The sequence below is a fragment of the Salinimicrobium tongyeongense genome (assembly GCF_026109735.1).
Lineage (GTDB): Bacteria > Bacteroidota > Bacteroidia > Flavobacteriales > Flavobacteriaceae > Salinimicrobium > Salinimicrobium tongyeongense.
The window spans coordinates 973085-988286 of sequence record NZ_CP069620.1 but is presented as its reverse complement, the minus strand read 5'-3'; the positions used below and the strand labels follow the sequence as shown (position 1 = coordinate 988286).

The following is a 15202-nucleotide window of genomic DNA, read 5'->3' as shown; positions in this document are numbered from 1 at the left end:
TGATGAAAAAATTACTTTTACTCAGCTGTTTATTGTTTTTAGGATTTAACGTACAATCTCAACAGCTTACATACCAACCTACTAATCCTGCGTTTGGTGGAAATTACCTTAATTATAGTTGGATGCTGGCATCTGCTACCGCACAAAATCAATTAAAAGCTCCCGGAAATCAAGCTCAACAGGAATCTGAACTGGAGAGATTAGGAAAAGATATTAACCGTCAGATCTTAACTCAAATTTCACGATCTCTTCTGCGGGAACAGTTAGATGGGTTTCAGTTTGATGAAGAAGGTACCTTTACTTACGGCTCTTTAAGCATTGAAATTTATGAAACCCTGGAGGGGCTGGTAATAAATATTCTGGATACCTCGACGGGGGAAGAATCACAAATAGTTATCCCAAATAATTAAGTTTTATGAACAAGACCTACCAGGTAGTGCTATTTCTCGTGATTAGCACTTTAAGCTCTTGCGGGGCATATTTTAATCAACCATTCAGTAATGACCCTGCCCGACCGGGGGAAAAATCCACAAATTCACAACTTTTGACAGGTCTGCCTCCCGCTAATGACCCTGTTGAAGTGGCTGTCTATAACTTTAGCGATCAAACAGGGCAGTACAAAGCAGTAGAGAATGGTTCTACTTTTAGCACCGCAGTAACTCAGGGTGCTACTACAATCTTAATTAAAGCTTTAGAAGATTCGGGATGGTTCATTCCCATAGAGAGAGAAAATTTAAGCAATCTTTCTACGGAGAGAAATATCATTAGAAATACCAAACAGGAATATATCAAAAACCTGAATCCAAATGAACCTCCCCTGCCTGCTTTACTTTATGCAGGTCTTATCTTAGAAGGAGGCATCATTTCCTATGACACAAATATTCTTACCGGTGGAATAGGGGCAAGATATTTTGGTCTTGGAGGTTCAGCAAAATACCGACAAGACAGAATCACGGTTTATTTGAGAGCTGTTTCAACCAATACAGGAGAAATCCTCAAAACTGTATATGTGTCGAAAACTATCCTGTCCCAGGGTCTGGACGGTAGTTTTTTCAGGTTTGTGAAGTTCCAGAGATTGCTTGAGGCAGAAACGGGAATTACACAGAATGAGCCGGTACAGCTAGCCGTTCAAGACGCAATTGAAAAAGCTGTAAGGGATCTAATTCTTGAAGGAATAAAAGACCGCTTGTGGGCTGCCCAGGGAGGTAGGGAAGTAAATCAGCAGTTAGTTGATAATTACATTGCAGGAAAGAAAGAAGAGGAAGCGATGGGCTTGTATGACAGGTTGTTTGTTGAAGATGTACCCGCAAATAATTTTAATTTTTCAGGCGGTGTAAGTATGATGGATGGGGATTATTCAAACAAGGAACCGGGTTATTTTGCCCAAATAGGTTATCAAAAAAGCCTTTTTCCACATCTGAGTTTAGGTGGGAATTTTAATTACATAAGCCTGGATAACGGGAGGCAGTTTAAAGGTGAATTCGCAGGGATAGATATAAATGCGAGATTCAATTTTTTACCAAAAGATGATTTTGCACCCTTTGTATATGGAGGCCCTGGCTTTCTCATGGAGCTTGGAGATCCGGAATTGGCCGCAGATGAAGAAAACCTGGAATCTAATTTTCTTAAATTTCAATATGGGGGCGGATTGCGATACTTATTTAATTCGAGGGTGGGAGCGCAGATTTTTGCTGAGCATAATATTATCACCAATGATAAGCTGGATAATTTCATTCATGGCAAAAGAGACGACCATTACTTCAACTTTGGTTTAGGCCTAAATATTTATTTTTAATTGATTTGAACTTGTAGAACTTATGAAGACATTCTTTAAATATATTACAATTGCAGGTTTACTTTTGCTGATAAGTTGTTCAGAAGATACAGTTGGGGAATCATTAACAGGTACCATATCGGGGAAAGTGGTTGAGAATTCCAGTAATGAACCTCTTGAAAATGTCAAAATCACGACCACTCCTGCTTCCAGCACGGTTTTTACAGATGAAAACGGAGAGTTTGTTATTGAAGATGTTCTTATTGACCAATATTCTGTCAAGGCTGAAATTAAAGATTACACCACCGCTTTTGAAGCAGTTACGGTGACAGAAGGTGCTACTTCAAATGTAGCTTTTGAATTACTAAAATCAGGAGCAAACAATAGGCAGCCTTCCACACCACAACTTGTTTCCCCCGAAGATAATGCTGAAGAAGTTGACATGACCGCAGAATTTGTTTGGAATTCCTCAGACCCTGAAGATGATGAATTGACTTACGAGTTGGAATTGTGGAACAACGTGAATGAGGAAGTGCTTAGATATTCCAATATTCAGGATACTACCTATACCGTGGAAGGCCTGAATTCAGGCTACAGGTATTTTTGGCAGGTGAAGGTATCAGATAGTGTTAACGATCCTGTTTTAAGCCCCCTATACTCCTTTAGAACCAGAAATGTTCCTGAAAGCAGGATCTTATTTACGCGCCTCATCAACGGTAATAATGTGATCTATTCCCGTAATTCTGAAGGGGAGGAGTTTAGGCTGACCTCACCAGATCAAAACAGCTTTAGACCAAGAAAAAATAATTCGGTGAATAAAATAGCCTTTTTGAGGGTTGTGAATGGCCAAACCCATTTGTTTACCATGAATCCAGATGGTTCTCAGGAGAAACGCATCACTTCAAATATTCCGGTGAATGGTTTTAATCTCAATATGGTCGATTTTTCATGGGCCGATGATGGGGCAGCACTGGTTTACCCGAATTTTAGCAAGTTGTATAAAATAAATTCCACAGGGGGAGGAACGACTTTAATCTATGAAACCCAAAATGGAGATTTTATTACCGAAGTAGATGTAAGCGAAAATAACGAAACTATCGCTTTGATAACCAACAACAGTAACGGTTATGATGCAGATCTTTTGACCATTAATTTTGAAGGGGAAATTCAGGAGAGAATATTAAATAATGTTGAAGGTGCTTTGGGAGGGATAGACCTTTCTTTGCAGGGAGATAAAATACTCTACACTTATGACAGTTCCGGATTTAGAAGTGATTCATATCGAAGACTCGATTCAGAATTGTTTATATATGATTTTTCAACCAGGCAATTTCAAAATCTTTCAGTAGAAAAATCAGATGGGACTAATGACCTTGATCCAAGATTTTCTCCTAATGAAGCTGAAGTGATTTTTGTAAATACCTCAAATGATGATTTATCGCCCAAAGATATATATACCATGCCTGTAAATACTGGTAATAGTACAGGGAATGAAGACGATAGAGAGATGCTAATAGAAAACGCGGCTATGCCAGATTGGGAATAACAGAGCTTAGAAATAATTTAAACAGGAATACCGGGAACACAGAGTTTTGGATATTCCTGTTTTACACTAATATCTTTCCTGATCTTTTAGCAGTTTTTTTAAATTCTTGTTATTTCCGTAGAGCACCATAATATCGTGCTTGTGCAAAATCGTTTTGGCCGAGGCTACCCCCTGTACAGTCGAAACATCCCTGTTTGTGCCAATCTCGTTCTTCTCCCTGGTGATCTTGATTGTGGTGAGAACAATGATATCATATTTTCTCTTAAGGCCTATTTCCTCGAGAGTTCTTCCGTCAAATTCGGCAGGGATCTCAGTTTCAATAATACTGTAGTCGCGGTTAACCTCAAAAGAGTCTACCACCCCGTGCAGGTTGAGCTTTTTGGCCCATCTTTCTGCGGTCTCTTCTTCAGGATGAATGATTTCATCTACGCCCATAGCTTCTAGCACCATTTCCTGAAGTGGGGAAACTGCCCTGCTTATCAGGCGTTTAACATGCAGTTGCTTCATTAAAGCAGTGGCCATGATGTTTGCCCCTTTGTCTTCCCCAATGCCCACAATTACTATATCGGTATCGCTAAGGGGTAAACTTGACACGGCTGTAATATCTGTGGAGTCTAGGTTTACGGCATGAGTGATCTTGTCTTTTATGGCTTCAACCTTGCTCATATTCATGTCTACTCCAATCACTTCATTGCCCATTTTGGTGAGCTTTTCAGCAAGCGAAGCTCCAAAATTCCCCAATCCAATTATGATGTATTTCATAGCTTAGTTCATTAATATGTCTTCCTGCGGATATTTATAATTAAGATACTTAACCCTTCTCAGCAGCGCAATTAGGATGGTCAACATGCTCACCCGGCCAATGAACATTGTGGCGATTATTACCATTTTTGAGGCTTCACTCAACTGCGAGGTTATCCCAATACTAAGGCCTACTGTACTATATGCTGAAAAACATTCAAAAGCAATGCTCAACAGTGTCTTTTCTTCATCAAAAGATGCAATTAAAAAAATAGAAGTCCCTATTACCATTAAGGAGAGGGAGATGATGGCAAAAGCTCTTCTTATGGAAATATCAGAAATTTGTCTTCTGAATACTTCTACTCTGTCTTTGCCTCGTGCCAGACTAATAAAGTTGAGCGTGGCAAGGGCAAAAGTACTGGTCTTAATCCCTCCTCCAGTAGAACTTGGGGATGCCCCTATCCACATGAGAATAAAAATAATCATGATGGTAGAGAAGTTGAGGGCACTCATGTCAACCGAATTAAATCCGGCTGTTCTTGGAGTAGCGGCACCAAAGAATGATACCACCAGCTTGCCAAATTCCGAATGTTCATCAAGCGTATTATTGTATTCAAAAAAGTAAAATAAAAGGGTTCCTGTCACCAGCAAAATTGAAGTTGTTACTAAAACGATACGGGTATTTATGTTGATCACCCACGGCACGTATACCGAATTTGCAGGATGCTGAATCCTGGCATACTGGTTCTTAAAGTAATAAGTGAAGTACTTATATAAATTAAAAAGTATGGGAAACCCGATTCCTCCCAGTATAAACAGGAAGACTATAATTAACTGAAGGGAATAATTGAACTTGAATTCCGGTTCGTACAGGCTGTTTTCAAGCGTTGAGAATCCGGCATTGCAGAAAGCGGAAATACTGTGGAAAATGGAAAAGAATACCTGATCTACAAATCCCTTTACAATGCTCGGATCTAAATTCACAAACACGAGTATGGCCCCAATAGTTTCTATAGCCAGGGTGAGCAAAACAATCTTTTTAAGCACACTAAACACTTCCCCTATTTTTTCAGAATTCGTCATGTCTTTCAGCATGATCTGGTTCTCATAGGAGCTTTTTCCGCGGAAGAAGTAGGAGAAATAACTGGCAAAAGTCATAATCCCCAGGCCGCCTAACTGAATGAGAATAAGGATAATGGTTTGTCCCAGGCTGGTAAAGTAGGTGCCGGTATCTACAACGATCAAGCCTGTGACGCAAACAGCACTTGTCGCAGTAAAGAGCGCGTCTACGGCCGAAATTCCTTCATGGGTAGCCCTGGGCAGCATTAGAAGTAAAGTTCCTATTAAGATAAGGCCTAAAAAGCTGGCCATGAATAACTGTGCAGGGTTGAGCAGCTTTCGGTTAAAATTTAATCTGATAGCTGAAAATTCCCTGATAAAATAAATAAACAACGCCAGGTAGAGCCAGCCCATGTTGTTGAAAAACTCCAGGAATGGCACAAGTTCCAGCGAAAGATCAAGTCTTACAACGATCAATAAAATATTCAAAATAAAAATCGTGCTGTCAAAGAACCGCACCTTAAGAGGGAACTTTTGTCGGGAAACCCCATACCTTACCAGGATTGTTGTGCTTCCTACGAGCAGCGCGATAAGGTAAAAATCGGTGAGATAAAGTTCGGTTTCAGATCTATGGGTGAAGCCAAGGTCAAATACGATCAGGCAAACTGTAAACAGACTGAGCAAAAAAGAGGACCTTTTTAAAATGCTGAGCCTCCTTTCGATTTTTTCCCGTTTTTGAAGGTTTGGAAAATTCAAATTTGAGGAATTAGTTCTTTCCGGTTATTGCAAGGCTTACAGGTCATTTGCACTGAACAGGTGCAAACATCAGGATCATCTTCACCCACTGCTAGTGTTTGAAGAGTTATTTTATTGCTGTGCCTGGATGTTCCCGTGTTCTTCTCCATAAAAAAGAACAACAAAGGTAATTTGGATAATATAAGGAGAGTGTAAAGATTAGGAGATAGGTATAAAGATTTTATAAAGATTATAAAAACCTGTAGCCCACCCCGCTTTCGGTAATAAAATGTTGTGGCTTGTTGGGGTCTTTCTCAAGCTTTTTTCTCAACTGGGCTATAAATACCCGTAAATACTGGGTTTCGGTTTGAGCGCCAGGCCCCCAGATGCTTTTCAGGAGGTACTGGTGAGTAAGTACCCTGCCCTGATTTTTTGCAAGGAGAACCAGGAGGTTGTATTCGGTAGAGGTGAGTTTTACCATCTCCTTATCTTTATAAACATTCCGTGAGGTAAGGTCAATTTCCAGGTCGTCTGCGCAAATTGTTTGTTGCAATTCAATATTTTGGTTAAGGCGCATGGAAGAGCGAATTCTTGCCAGTAGTTCTCCGGTTCTAAAAGGCTTGGTAAGATAATCTGTTGCACCATTGTCCAAAGCTTTTACAATATCTTCTTCCGAATCGAGTACCGAGAGTATAATGATTGATTTTTCGAACCAGTTTCGCAAATCTTTTAAGATTTCATGGCCGCTCCTGTCGGGTAAACCCAGGTCCAGGATAATGAGTTCGGGAGAATGATTGGCGGCGAGGTGCAAACCTTCCATTCCATCAACAGCCTGCACCACTTTGTAATCATTGCTTTCAAGAACAATCTTCAGCAGCTTTCTTATTTGCGGCTCATCATCAATAATAAGGATCTCCCCTTTATTCATCTTGCATCATATTTAAGGTGGTAACTTCAGCAGGAATAGAAATAGTGAATTTTGCGCCTCCCGAACTTAAATTTTCTAATGTAATAGTGCCGTTATGGGCATTTGTAAAACCTCTTGCAATAGAAAGCCCTAACCCTGTGCCGCCTGTTGCGGTATCCGGAAGCCGGTAAAACTTTTCGAACACCTGTTCAAGTTTGTCTTCTGGAAAGCCACGGCCATTGTCACAAATTTGAATAACAAGGCTTCCGGCTTCAAAATTAACCGAAATATTTATTTCTGAGCCGGCAGGGGTATATTCCAGCGCATTGTGAACAATATTGTGTATCACCTGTTCAATTAATGGGCCGTCAATCTTAAATAGCGGAAGATCTTCGGAAGACAAAAGATTGATCTTATGAGATTCTTTTGGATTATTGACAATTACGGTGTTGACAATTTCCTTTATGTCATACCAGTCCAGCTGAAGCCTGAAGAAATTTGATTCCAGGCGGCTCATGCTCAAAAGGTTGTTTACCTGCCTGTGCAGCCTGTTACCGGCAAGTTCTATCTCGCTGTACAGTTCGGTTTTGTTGTCTTCAGAAATCTTTCCGGAATTCATCTTAAGGGTATCTACAGCTCCAATTATGGTCGAGATCGGCGTTTTTAGCTCATGCGAAAGCGAATTGAGCAGGGTATTGTAAAGCTGTAACGTCTTTTCTTTTTCTTTTCGCTGCCTTGCCACGGCCTCTGCTTTTCTTATCCTGGAAGTAAAGACGCCATTCATCACGGCCACCACAAAATACATAAGAAAGAGCAGGGCGTCTTCGGGAGTGGTGATGCTAAGGGTAGAACGTGGCTGGATGAATAGGAAATTCCAGATTAAGGCACTTGCAATGGCTATAATTACTATCGGAAATGTTTCCAGAAACATGGCCAGTACTGAGACCGCCAGCAGCAAAATAAGGGCTACAACATGATAGCCAATAATATTGATGAATAAATAGCAGATTAGTGAAACAAGAAAAATGCAGCCCAGGCCTATGATGTACTGCAGACTTTGATTGTTCTCTAACTTTTTTACATGCTCCACCAGGCTTAATTTTCTTCAAATATAAACATGCCTCGCGAGTTAGTTTAGAAACAGTACATAAAAAAGCTTGTCTAAAAAGGCATTTTTAGACAAGCTTTTTTTAAGCTGAAGGAAATAATCGAACCCCTGAAATTTAAACCCTGTCACAAAATAGCTGTGAAAAATGCCATTTCTGAAGGGTGATGTCTGGGATTTCCCGGCTTTCAGTTACGGCTTCAGCTTAACAGGTCCAAATTCTCTTTTACTTATTTACCGGCAGGAGCAAGATGAGTTTCAGGCATTTCACTGTCTTTGTTTTTCAAATAGGTGTTAAACCAGCGCATCATTCTTAGGTTGAAGTCATACCTGGCGGTAGAATTTCGGTTTCCATGACCTTCTCCGGGATAGAGAACAAGCCTTACGGGCGTATCGGTCCTGGTTTTAATATGGCGGTACAGTTCATATGACTGGCCCGGATCTACGCGCGTATCCTCTTTCCCGTGCAGGATCAAAAGTGGGGTTTTTGCCTGGTCTGCATAAAAAATGGGGCTGCGCTCCAGAAAAAACTGATAGTCATCCCAAATCCTTTTTCGGCTGTGCACTAAAAACATCTCTTCAGGAATATCACTGGTTCCCCATTTTGAGATATTATTACTAATTCCAACCGACATTACCCCGGCAGCAAACCTCCCGGTATGGCGGGTAGACATCCAGGCGGTGGCATAACCTCCGTAAGATCCGCCGGTAACGCCAACCCTGTCTTCGTCTACATTTTGATTTTCAATAAGATAATCTATGCCGTCAATAATATCATCAAATTCTTTTCCGCCGGGATCGCCCTGACTCGAAATGGCAAATTCTACCCCGCGGCCGGTGCTTCCTCTGTAATTTGGATAAAACACCGCATAACCATCACCGGCACCAACCTGGCCGGGCATGCTGTAATTGGTAAGCCAGCCATTGTCGTAATGCGCTTCGGGCCCTCCATGAACCACAGTGATCAAAGGTTTTTTCCCCGAATTGTTCACAGGATGAATTAATATTCCCTGAATTTCCAACCCGTCAGCAGCTTTGTAAGTGATTACTTCCTGCTCTCCAAAAGTTTCATCTTTTAACCAGGGGTTTGAATCGGTAAGCTTTTTAGCATCAGCATTTGCTTTTTTCAGAAGAAAAAGTTCTCCCGGATGTTGAGCGGTGTTCCCTACAAAAGCAATCTCATTTTTGGCATTTTGTGAAAAGGAAGTAACATTTACGTTATTGTCACTGTAAAGCTTTTGCATTTTACCGTCTAATTTCAGGGTACCAAGGCTGCTGTAAACGCCTTCACTTGCAAGAAAGCTCAGGGTCTTGTTGTCTCTCCAGTCAAGATCGTGGAACATGCCTTTAAAATCCTGTTGCAGGATTTGTGGTGAACCGCCGGTAGCCTTAACTATAAAAATGCGCCCGTCAATAGGGTCGTTTTCATCCTTTCCTGCTATGAATGCAATTTTTTCAGAATTTGGGCTCCATTTTAGGGCGCCCAGCTTGGCCTTATGTTCAACCTGTGCAGTAACATCCAGTGATTGCGGGTTGACAATATATATTTTCTGGCTTGTATAGAAGTCATCGACCAGCGATGAAGGGGCAGCGCTAACGGCCAGCTTTGTGCCGTCTGGGCTCCATTGCGCGCCGGTAACATTTCCTTCCACCTGCAATTTATCGGGCTGGCCCCCGCTTAAATCGGCAACAAAAGCAGAGGAATTGGTAAGATTGGTTTCATAAATTTCCGGCTCATAAGGTAAACCTGATTTTTCATCATCGCCCGTGACCCTGGAGGTGAAGACCAGTTTTTGCCCCTGCGGATGCCAGTCATAAGAAGAAATGGAAGATTCAAACTCAAAGATCTTTTGTGGAGTTCCGCCTCCCACAGGGATTTCGTAAAGGGAGGTCGCAGAATCCCCTTTTTGACGGGTCAAAAAAGTAATGCTATTCTGTCCCGGCCTGTACCTCAAATTTGAGGTACTGTATTCTGTCACCAAAGGCGTTGAAGTTTGCGATTTTACATCGTAAACATAAAGGTGGGTGCTGGCCGGGACATTCTTTTGAAGCGGATCTGCCGGAACCACCTTCTGGTAAATGATCCTGTCTCCTTCTGGCGCAATAACCGCGCTGGTCACATATTCCAGTTTAGCCACATCTTGGGGGGTGAGTACATTTTGCTGGGCAACAATACATTGGGTAATGAGCAGCAAGAGTATAGTCAGTTTTCCTTTCATGAGGTATATTTTAAATTAAAATCGGGTTTTAAACGATCTTAATATAACCCAAAAAAGAGATTGAAACAAATGTTTTCTTTGCTGAAACAAGCATCAGGCAGCTTAGCTCTCAAAAATGGCATTTTATGCTGAAGTTTTTACTGAAGGATAAGCTTCCTGCATGATTATATTTTCTGAAGCTTTCAGGAGAACTTCAGCAAAAGAAATTTTTCAGAAGAGATCTTTTCCGAAAAAAATGCAAGAAAAACCTTAGCCGAAGCCTGAAGGTTTCCGCCAGAGTAGAGGGCGGGCAATACCGATTGTTCTAGAGGGAAAGCGATAGCCCGGTTCCTAAAAAGAATTCATGCGCAAGGTCGCGCGCATAATTTTCCATTCTGTATTCCACGCTAAGGCCAAGATCCAGGTCTTTAAAAGAGCTGTTTTTGAGCCCTATAGAGAACCGCTGCTCGGCTTCGGGTTTGAAGTGTACGGTAACGGAGTAAAGGGCTTCTGTGGCGGCTTCAAAAGAAAGTTCGTCGTTTATGGGGGTCGAAAAGCCCAATTCATAGCGGCCCCGGTGCGTCACTTCTTCCCTGAACCGCTGCTCAAGCCGAAACCTGTGTGATAAGGCCGAATTAAGCGGCTTCAGCTCCAGTTGTTCAATAATTCGGAATTCATTTGTTTCGGAATCATCAAAGAGTTCTTTAAAACGGTATCTAAGGCCCAGGCTCAAAACAGAAGCTTCCCGAAGGTTGTAATTTGCGAAATAATTAAGTTCGAGGTGCTGGTGCTCATAACCCGATACTTGCTCTCCATTTTCCCGCTCCTGAAGGAGTCCGCGGTTCCCAACTCCTACTTCCATAGTCCATTTTTCCTGAACGGGAATAGAGACATCAAACTCATTTTCGTAATACCAGGACTGTTGATCCTGTGAATAAGCCAGGTTCAAACCTGAAAAGATGAAGAAAATAAGAACTGCAGTTCGGTTTACATTAAAAGGTTTCATGGGCTATGCGTGAGATTTTTTACCTGATTTTCTTTTTTTCCTGTCCCAGTACACGTACAGGCCAAAGAGGATTAAACTAATAATTGAACCATATAAGAGTCCTGATTTAAGAGCATCAGTACTTTTTCCAATAATAGCAATAAAAAGCGTGAGTGGCGCGATGCCTACCATAGTGGCGCCAATAAATTTCCAGTAGCCCATCTTGAGGATGCCGGCCACAAAACTAATGGCATCATTAGAAAGAAAGGGGTTAAGCCGAGTCACTATAACGGCCCAAAACCCGTAATCATCTATAAAATCGCTTATCTTTTTTTCATTTTTGTGGCCAATAAGCTTCTCCACGATCACAGGCCCAAAGTAGCGCCCAATAAAATAACCCACAGATGAGGCTGAAAATACCGAAACCAGGATGATAACGCTCCCCCAAACCGGCCCGTAGGCCAATACCGAAACCACCATGAGGGCTATGGTAGGAATAACCAGCAGGAACATTTGGGCGATCATGGTAAGCACCAGGACTACCGGCCCAAACCAGCCAAAATTTCCCACCCATTCTTTTATGCGGGCATTGTCGTCACTGGTAAGCACGTTCCATGCTTCAGAAAGCCAGGATTGTACGCCGGGAATAAAGAAGTAGGCAAGGACAACAGATATGATAATAGCAGCCGATATATAAAGCGGAAGTTTACTCTGCTTTACCGATGCAGTTTCAATTGATTGTTGTTTTTCCATAAGATTTTGTTGGGCTTAGTCATAATAGGCTCTGCGCCTTTTTGAGTAGCAGGAGAAAATGTGCTCTCCGTACTACTCTGGGTACTATTTTTTGCGGTTTAGTGAAATCTTTAAAATGTTGGCAGGCGCATCTTCGGCTTCATTTGAGATGTAGAGGTCACCGTTCGGACTAAAAGTGAGGCCTTCGGGATTTCCAAAATCTTTAGACCGGAACATGAATAACTCCTTTGGAACCCCGTCTTTATCGGTGATTAGAAGCTTTGGCCTGGTGCCGTCAAGAATATAGTACTCGCCGGTTTTGGGGTGAATTCCGATCTCTCCGGGCGAAAATTTTTCTTTCAGCTCGGCTTTTACAGACTTAAAAACGGGATCTGAAAGCCGAAGCATAAAAAGGGGGGCTTTATCAGAATCTTTGTTGTTTAAATTGAAGGTGTAAACGCCTTTTTGTTCCTCAAAATCTTTACCTTCTTTTACGGCCAGCAGGAGTCGGTTGTTCTTTGAGTCGGCACACAAACCTTCCAGGTTGATTTTGCTGAATTTGTTTGTTTCTGTAACATGCTTCTGCACCTGTGGCTTATCTCCGGTGAAATTGTCCACTTCAAAAAGCACCCCGTCACTTCGCAGTACGTAAGCGTTGTTTTTGACCACAGCTATACCTTCATAATCCCCGCCATCCCCAAAAGAGGTTTTTCCCTCTACTTCGGAAGTATTTAAATTGTAGATAAAGATAATGCCATCTTCATCCTGCACACAGGCAACACGATATTCATCAATCCATGCAATGCCCGAAATTTCATTAAGCACCTCGGGCAAATCCCACTTCTGAAGGATCTTGTAATCTTCTTTAGTGTTGTTTTCTGAAGGTTTTTCCTTAAAGGAGAAATAACCAATGCCCGCAATGGCCAGAACCAGTATTCCAAAAATGATCTTTTTCATGACTCTTTTATTTCCAGTAATTCAGGTTAGTATCAATTTTACCTGCAGCGGTGAGCACAATTTTTTTATCTAAAAGCAACCGGCTCACCTCTGCCTGGTAATAAATTTTTTCTCCTATTCTCACCCATTCGGGATCTTCAATTTTTTTTTGCCCGTAAGTGTTGTCGAGGCTCTGCTGTACTGCAGTGGGGAGGTCACTCCATTCAATTTCCTTTTTCTCTTTCAGGATATTTCCCGAGGTACTAATCACTGCCGCAGCATCTTCGCCGTTTATCTCAAAATCTACCTCGTAATTTTCTCCCAGTTCAATGAATACCGCATCTGTAGCATCGGGGTACTGGGTCCAGAATTCATTTCGTACTACAGAGGGCACTTTTGCATAGGGATAGTCATCATTGTCGCAAGACCACAACAAAATGCCCGTCAGCAGCAAGAATAAACCTCTTGATATCACTTTTTCTTATTTTTCTTTCGACTAATTTGGGAATGGAAACTGGAAAGAATTGGGAACTTTAAAAAGAAATGCTGAAAATGTGGTTTTTATTGGCGTGGCTGTAATCTAATTCCAGTCCCATTTTCTCAACTATGGCTTTTGAAATCGCCAGGCCAAGTCCGTTGGAGTCTTCTTTTTCGGCGCCTTTAAATCTGCTGAAGATTTTAGCCTTTTCTAATGGCGCCGTTCCCGGATTTGCAAACTGAATTCCTTCCGAAGAAATTTTTATGCTAACGGCTGTTCCGGAAGGGGTGTGAAAAATGGCATTTTTGAGGAGGTTTGAAATAAGGATCCCGGCCAGGTCTTTATTGCCGGTGTGTTCAATCTGGGTTTCTTCAGAAAGATGTATTGTCACCTGCCGGTGGTTGGCAAAATCTTCAAATTCGTTGATAATCTGCTTTACCAGGGCGTTCCAGTTGATCTTTTCCGTTTCAGCAAACTGCCTGTTTTCAATCCGCGACAGTAGCAGGAGTGACCTGTTAAGCCGGGTAAGCCGTTCCAGGCTGTGCAGCACCGTGCCTAGCTCTTCCATTTGCGCAGGAGGTAAATTGGCATTTTCGGCCATTAATTCGAGCTTGTTGATGCTTATGGCCAGGGGCGTTTGCAGCTCATGGGAAGCATTTTCGATAAATTCTTTCTGACTCTTATAGCTTTCTACAGATTTTTTCAGCAAGCGGTCTATCCTGTCATTCAGCAGCTGGAATTCTTCAATTTTTGTCTTTTCAAACCTGATTTTATTGTCCTTCTCTATGCTGAATTTTTCAAGCTGGTGAAGGAGCCTGTAAAATGGCTTCCAGGCCTTCTTCTGAAGTACATTATTCAGCAAAAGTATGGTAAGGATCAAACCCAGATAGAGCCATATCAAAGAAAAGAAGAGCTCTTTTCGCAGGTCGTCTTCTTCAACCATTGAGGTGACCACCTTAATTTTATAGAATTCCCCATTCTGTTGAAAAACGCTTTCGAGCAGGCGCACCGGCTCATATTCAGATTCATTTTCCATGAACATGAGCGTATCGCGGTAAGCATCTCTAAAATTGCGGCTGTGCTGAGGTGTGGTGGGCGTTATGATGTATTTTCCATCTTCAAAAGCCCTTTTTTCAAGAATGGAAGGATCTTCTCTTGCCTGTCTTATCACCAGCATTTTCTGGTTGTCGAGCCCGTCATCCATGCTGTCGTAGATCTCGTCAAGGATTTCAAAATAAAAAATAAGGGCCCACAGCCCCAGCAAAAAGATGAGGATCACTGCAAAGTATGTGGTGGTGTAGTTGAGCAGTTTCATGGAACCAGGAGCTTATAGCCTATTCCGTAGACGGCTTTGATCTCAATTTCGGCATTTTTGTCGCATAATTTCTTCCGCAGGTTTTTAATTTGGGAATAGATAAAGTCAAAATTATCTGTCTGGTCTATATAATCTCCCCAAACATGTTCGGCCAGAGCCGATTTGCTTACCAGGCGGTTTTGATTGGTGCAAAGGTAGAAGAGTACGTCAAATTCTTTGCGGTTCAACTCCAGGTCTTCTCCGTTAACGCTCACCTGGTGGTTGTTGATGTTTATGGCCACATTCCCCACTTCTAAAAGATTGTTCCCTTCAAGTTTTCTACGGCGCAGCACAGCCTTGACGCGCGCATTGAGCTCGGCCATGTGAAAAGGTTTGGGCAGGTAATCGTCGGCACCCAATTCAAGGCCGTGCACTTTATCGTCAATAGAATCTTTAGCCGAAACTATAATGACCGAATCACTGTAGCCCTTTTCTTTTAGCGTTTTGAGGATCTCCAGGCCATTGCCATCGGGCAGGCCAATGTCTAATAAGATGCAGTCGTAATCGTAAACTCCTATTTTTGACATGGCCTGGGCATAGGTGGCTACAGGCTCTACGAGAAAATTTTCTTTCTCGAGCGTAGCCTGCATATTCTGCCTCATGTCTTTTTCGTCTTCAATAATCAGGATCTTCATAGTTTCAAAAGTAGCCT

Annotated in this window: 14 protein-coding genes; 3 read left to right on the top strand and 11 right to left on the bottom strand. The window is 42.0% G+C overall.

The genetic code is table 11. The features are described 5' to 3' along the window. The first annotated feature begins 2 nt into the window (after positions 1 to 2). The 3 genes from JRG66_RS04300 to JRG66_RS04290 are packed head-to-tail and all read left to right on the top strand — an operon-like array spanning position 3 to position 3320. The gene (locus tag JRG66_RS04300; RefSeq protein ID WP_265164519.1) at positions 3 to 410 is read left to right on the top strand and encodes a curli assembly protein CsgF; all 408 of its coding nucleotides are present in this window, start codon (positions 3 to 5) and stop codon (positions 408 to 410) included. Positions 411 to 415: 5 nt separating this feature from the next. Next, positions 416 to 1795, top strand: coding sequence for a CsgG/HfaB family protein (locus JRG66_RS04295; protein ID WP_265164517.1), 1380 nt, complete (start codon positions 416 to 418; stop codon positions 1793 to 1795). 22 nt (positions 1796 to 1817) lie between these two features. Then, positions 1818 to 3320, top strand: coding sequence for a carboxypeptidase regulatory-like domain-containing protein (locus JRG66_RS04290; RefSeq protein ID WP_265164516.1), 1503 nt, complete (start codon positions 1818 to 1820; stop codon positions 3318 to 3320). A gap of 66 nt (positions 3321 to 3386) precedes the next feature. On the opposite strand, the gene JRG66_RS04285 is transcribed toward JRG66_RS04290, so the two are convergent. From JRG66_RS04285 to JRG66_RS04235, 11 genes are all read right to left on the bottom strand, one after another. Continuing rightward, complete coding sequence (locus JRG66_RS04285) at positions 3387 to 4082, bottom strand: potassium channel family protein (protein ID WP_265164514.1); 696 nt, start codon at positions 4080 to 4082, stop codon at positions 3387 to 3389. 3 nt (positions 4083 to 4085) lie between these two features. Further along, positions 4086 to 5804: a TrkH family potassium uptake protein gene (locus JRG66_RS04280; RefSeq protein WP_265164512.1), complete on the bottom strand. Its 1719-nt coding sequence runs from the start codon at positions 5802 to 5804 to the stop codon at positions 4086 to 4088. A 301-nt stretch (positions 5805 to 6105) separates the two neighbouring features. Beyond that, on the bottom strand, positions 6106 to 6783 hold the full coding sequence (locus tag JRG66_RS04275) for a response regulator (RefSeq protein WP_265164511.1): 678 nt from the start codon (positions 6781 to 6783) through the stop codon (positions 6106 to 6108). After that, positions 6776 to 7852, bottom strand: a complete 1077-nt coding sequence (locus tag JRG66_RS04270) for a sensor histidine kinase (protein WP_265164510.1) — start codon at positions 7850 to 7852, stop codon at positions 6776 to 6778. The genes JRG66_RS04275 and JRG66_RS04270 overlap by 8 nt, the downstream gene beginning before the upstream one ends. Before the next feature lie 245 nt (positions 7853 to 8097). Further along, complete coding sequence (locus JRG66_RS04265; RefSeq protein WP_265164508.1) at positions 8098 to 10086, bottom strand: S9 family peptidase; 1989 nt, start codon at positions 10084 to 10086, stop codon at positions 8098 to 8100. A 304-nt stretch (positions 10087 to 10390) separates the two neighbouring features. Continuing rightward, entirely contained in the window at positions 10391 to 11071 is a 681-nt protein-coding gene (locus tag JRG66_RS04260; RefSeq protein ID WP_265164507.1) for a DUF2490 domain-containing protein, read from the bottom strand. Positions 11072 to 11074: 3 nt separating this feature from the next. Continuing rightward, positions 11075 to 11803: a TVP38/TMEM64 family protein gene (locus tag JRG66_RS04255; protein ID WP_265164505.1), complete on the bottom strand. Its 729-nt coding sequence runs from the start codon at positions 11801 to 11803 to the stop codon at positions 11075 to 11077. An 84-nt stretch (positions 11804 to 11887) separates the two neighbouring features. Next, on the bottom strand, positions 11888 to 12739 hold the full coding sequence (locus JRG66_RS04250; protein WP_265164504.1) for an SdiA-regulated domain-containing protein: 852 nt from the start codon (positions 12737 to 12739) through the stop codon (positions 11888 to 11890). A gap of 7 nt (positions 12740 to 12746) precedes the next feature. Further along, positions 12747 to 13193, bottom strand: a complete 447-nt coding sequence (locus JRG66_RS04245) for a hypothetical protein (protein ID WP_265164503.1) — start codon at positions 13191 to 13193, stop codon at positions 12747 to 12749. A gap of 58 nt (positions 13194 to 13251) precedes the next feature. Next, on the bottom strand, positions 13252 to 14511 hold the full coding sequence (locus JRG66_RS04240; RefSeq protein WP_265164502.1) for a sensor histidine kinase: 1260 nt from the start codon (positions 14509 to 14511) through the stop codon (positions 13252 to 13254). Next, the gene (locus JRG66_RS04235; protein WP_265164501.1) at positions 14508 to 15185 is read right to left on the bottom strand and encodes a response regulator transcription factor; all 678 of its coding nucleotides are present in this window, start codon (positions 15183 to 15185) and stop codon (positions 14508 to 14510) included. The genes JRG66_RS04240 and JRG66_RS04235 overlap by 4 nt, the downstream gene beginning before the upstream one ends. Between the last annotated feature and the right edge of the window lie 17 nt (positions 15186 to 15202).

Excerpts from the sequence above, each read along its gene's own strand:
- JRG66_RS04255 (WP_265164505.1), bottom strand. The coding sequence starts at position 11,803 with ATGGAAAAACAACAATCAATTGAAACTGCATCGGTAAAGCAGAGTAAA.
- JRG66_RS04240 (WP_265164502.1), bottom strand. The coding sequence starts at position 14,511 with ATGAAACTGCTCAACTACACCACCACATACTTTGCAGTGATCCTCATC.
- JRG66_RS04260 (WP_265164507.1), bottom strand. The coding sequence starts at position 11,071 with ATGAAACCTTTTAATGTAAACCGAACTGCAGTTCTTATTTTCTTCATC.
- JRG66_RS04285 (WP_265164514.1), bottom strand. The coding sequence starts at position 4,082 with ATGAAATACATCATAATTGGATTGGGGAATTTTGGAGCTTCGCTTGCT.
- JRG66_RS04250 (WP_265164504.1), bottom strand. The coding sequence starts at position 12,739 with ATGAAAAAGATCATTTTTGGAATACTGGTTCTGGCCATTGCGGGCATT.
- JRG66_RS04295 (WP_265164517.1), top strand. The coding sequence starts at position 416 with ATGAACAAGACCTACCAGGTAGTGCTATTTCTCGTGATTAGCACTTTA.
- JRG66_RS04300 (WP_265164519.1), top strand. The coding sequence starts at position 3 with ATGAAAAAATTACTTTTACTCAGCTGTTTATTGTTTTTAGGATTTAAC.
- JRG66_RS04265 (WP_265164508.1), bottom strand. The coding sequence starts at position 10,086 with ATGAAAGGAAAACTGACTATACTCTTGCTGCTCATTACCCAATGTATT.
- JRG66_RS04290 (WP_265164516.1), top strand. The coding sequence starts at position 1,818 with ATGAAGACATTCTTTAAATATATTACAATTGCAGGTTTACTTTTGCTG.
- JRG66_RS04275 (WP_265164511.1), bottom strand. The coding sequence starts at position 6,783 with ATGAATAAAGGGGAGATCCTTATTATTGATGATGAGCCGCAAATAAGA.
- JRG66_RS04235 (WP_265164501.1), bottom strand. The coding sequence starts at position 15,185 with ATGAAGATCCTGATTATTGAAGACGAAAAAGACATGAGGCAGAATATG.